This is a genomic window from Streptomyces sp. UNOC14_S4, from assembly GCF_020740835.1.
Classification (GTDB): Bacteria; Actinomycetota; Actinomycetes; order Streptomycetales; family Streptomycetaceae; genus Streptomyces.
Map to the genome: position 1 here is coordinate 1 of NZ_JAINFC010000684.1, position 3,174 is coordinate 3,174.

Genomic DNA, 3,174 nt, shown 5'->3' on the forward strand with positions numbered 1-3,174 from the left:
TCGCCTTCCCCTTCCTGTGCCCCTCCCTGCTCCCGTTCCCCTTCCTCCGTCGTCTCCGCGGCGTGCCCGGTGAGCGAGATGAAGACGTCGTCCAGCGTCGGGCGGCGCAGGGCGATGTCGTCGATCTCTATGCCGCGCGTGTCGAGCTCTCTGATGACCTCGGCGAGCAGCTTGGCTCCGCCGGAGACCGGGACGGTGACCTTGCGGGTGTGCTCCTCGATCTTGGTCTCGCCCTTGCCGAAGCCCCGCAGGACCTCGTCGGCGACGGCGATGTGCTCGGGCGCGTGCACGACGACCTCGACGCGCTCGCCGCCCGTACGTGCCTTGAGCTGGTCGGAGGTGCCGCGCGCGATCACCCGGCCGTGGTCGACGACCGCGATGTCGTGCGCGAGGTGGTCGGCCTCCTCCAGGTACTGCGTGGTGAGCAGCAAGGTGGTGCCGCCCGCGACGAGTTCCTGGATGACCTCCCAGAGCTGCTGGCGGTTGCGCGGGTCGAGCCCGGTGGTCGGCTCGTCCATGAACATCACGGGCGGGCTGACGACCAGGGCCGCCGCGAGGTCGAGGCGGCGGCGCATGCCGCCGGAGTAGGTCTTGGCCATGCGGTCCGCCGCGTCGCCGAGGTTGAAGCGCTCCAGGAGCTCGTCGGCCCGTGCCCGCGCGGCACGGCTCGACATCTGGTAGAGCTGGCCGACCATGCGGAGATTCTCACGGCCCGTCAGATATTCGTCCACGGCGGCGAACTGGCCGGAGAGGCCGATGACGCGGCGGACCGCGTCGGGGTTCTTCAGTACATCGATGCCCGCCACCACGGCGCTGCCCCGGTCGGGCTTGATCAGCGTGGTGAGCACCCGTACGGCAGTGGTCTTGCCTGCGCCGTTGGGGCCGAGCAGTCCTAGAACGGTTCCTTCCGGTACGTCGAGATCGACGCCGTCCAGAGCCCTGACATCGCCGAAGGTCTTGACCAGGCCTTCGGCAAAAATGGCGCCTGGCATGGAGGTTCTCCCCGTTTGGGTGACGTCATACAGAATTTTACGATCGAGGCAGTCGTTCCGCCCTGTGAAATAACCTCCACATCTGCTCGCTACCGCTCAGCCCATGACCCGGTATCCCGCGTCCCGCAGGATCGCACCCACCTCGGCACAGTGCGCGGTCCCCTTGGTCTCCAGATGCAACTCCACTTCCGCTTCCGTGAGACCGAGCCGCGGGTCGGTGCGCACGTGGCTGATGTCGACGACGTTGGCGTCGGTCTCCGACAGCAGCTCCAGGAGCGCGGCGAGCGCCCCGGGGCGGTCCGTCAGCCGCAGCCGCAGCGACAGGTAGCGACCGGCCGCCGCCATGCCGTGCCGCAGGATGCGCTGGAGCAGCAGCGGGTCCACGTTGCCGCCCGACAGCACCGCGACGACGGGCCCCCGGAAGGAGCCGGGATCGGCCAGCAGCGCCGCCACCGGGCTCGCCCCGGCCGGCTCCACCACCAGCTTCGCCCGCTCCAGGCAGAGCAGCAGCGCGCTGGAGAGCTCGTCCTCGGAGACCGTACGGACCTCGTCGACCAGTTCCGCGACGATCCGGAACGGCACGTCGCCCGGGCGCCCCACCTTGATGCCGTCCGCCATCGTCGTCGGCGCCCCGACCGACACCGGGTGCCCGGCGGCCAGCGAGGGCGGGTAGGCCGCCGCGCCCGCGGCCTGGACGCCCACGATCCGTACGTCGGGCCGCAGGGACTTCACCGCCACGGCGATGCCCGCCACGAGCCCTCCGCCGCCGACGCCGACCACGATCGTGCCGGCCTCGGGGCACTGTTCGAGGATCTCCAGCCCCACCGTGCCCTGGCCCGCGATGACGTCCGGGTGGTCGAAGGGGTGGACGAAGACCGCGCCGGTGCGGTCGGCGTACTCCCGGGCGGCCCGCATCGTCTCGTCGACGATCTGCCCGTACAGGCGCACTTCCGCGCCGTACTCACGGGTCGCCGCGACCTTCGGGAGGGGCGCGCCCTGCGGCATGAACACCGTGGAGCGCACGCCCAGGAGTGCGGCGGCCAGGGCCACGCCCTGCGCATGGTTGCCCGCGCTGGCGGTCACGACTCCCGCCGCGCGCTCCTCTGCCGAGAGCCCCGCGATGCGCACGTAGGCGCCCCGTATCTTGAAGGAGCCGGTGCGCTGGAGGTTCTCGCACTTCAGGTGGACAGGGGCCCCGACCAGCCCGGACAGGAAGCGACTGCCCTCCAGCGCGGTGACGCGGGCCACCCCGGAGAGCGTCTTCTGCGCGTGCCGCACCTGGTCGAGCGTCACCGCGGGATACGGCGCGGACAGGTCGGACATAGCGGACATATCGGTCCCGCCCTCGTCAGCCACTCGTGCAGCCATGCGGCCAGTCTCGCAGTTCCCTCACGTGACGACCGGCACAGGAGGGATACAGAGGGATACAGAGGGCCGCAGCCGGGATAACGCCGGGCATACCGGCACGGCGTACGGCGAGGCGTACGGGAGTGCGCATGCCACCGCATACCGAACGGTTTGCGCAGCCCCCGTACGGGCGCCTCCTGGGGCGCGTACTCTGTCCCCCAATCCACAGCGATTCCCTGCCCGCCGCACGAAGTGAGCCCCAGGCCATGCCCACCCCTTCGGACATGAAGACCGACCTCGCCCCAGGCGTCCTCGATGCCCTCCAGCACCAGGTGGCCGTCTTCGCACGCCGAGCCGAACAGACCCGGCTCGGCGGTGTAGGCCAGGTCCGCAACTCCATGGACCGCGCCGCGTATCTCCTGCTCAACCGCCTCGACCAGGAAGGCCCGATGGGCGTCAAGGCGCTCGCCGCGGGCATGGGCATCGACTCGTCGACCGTCACCCGCCAGGTGGCGCCGCTCGTCGACACCGGCCTCGTCAAGCGCACCTCGCACCCCGAGGACGGCCGCGCCGTCGTCCTCCAGCTCTCGCCGCGCGGCAAGGCCCGCCTCGACGAGGTCCGCGCCTCGCGCCGCGAGCTGATGGCCCTGGTGACGGAGGGCTGGACGGAGGACGAGCGGGATGCTTTCTGCAGCCTCCTGACGCGCTTCAACTCGGCGCTCTCCGACGCGCTGCTCCCGGTCTCGCCGCCTGCGGCGGCACCGCCTCAGGCGTAGTCGGGGGGAGTGTTTCTGGGGGCGGCGCCCCCAGACCCCCACGGGGCGCCGCCCCGGAC

3 protein-coding genes are annotated in these 3,174 nt (G+C 71.1%); 1 reads left to right on the top strand and 2 read right to left on the bottom strand.

The genetic code is table 11. The features are described from left to right. Together K6I34_RS34275 and ilvA are read right to left on the bottom strand one after the other, a co-directional pair. Positions 1-992 (bottom strand): ATP-binding cassette domain-containing protein (locus K6I34_RS34275; RefSeq protein ID WP_229331944.1); only part of this gene is annotated, 992 nt, incomplete at its 3' end. Positions 993-1,088: 96 nt separating this feature from the next. Beyond that, positions 1,089-2,324: a threonine ammonia-lyase gene (gene ilvA, locus K6I34_RS34280; RefSeq protein ID WP_229331946.1), complete on the bottom strand. Its 1,236-nt coding sequence runs from the start codon at positions 2,322-2,324 to the stop codon at positions 1,089-1,091. Positions 2,325-2,605: 281 nt separating this feature from the next. Between ilvA and K6I34_RS34285 the strand changes: the two genes are divergently transcribed. Next, complete coding sequence (locus tag K6I34_RS34285; protein WP_229331945.1) at positions 2,606-3,115, top strand: MarR family winged helix-turn-helix transcriptional regulator; 510 nt, start codon at positions 2,606-2,608, stop codon at positions 3,113-3,115. Positions 3,116-3,174: the final 59 nt, after the last annotated feature.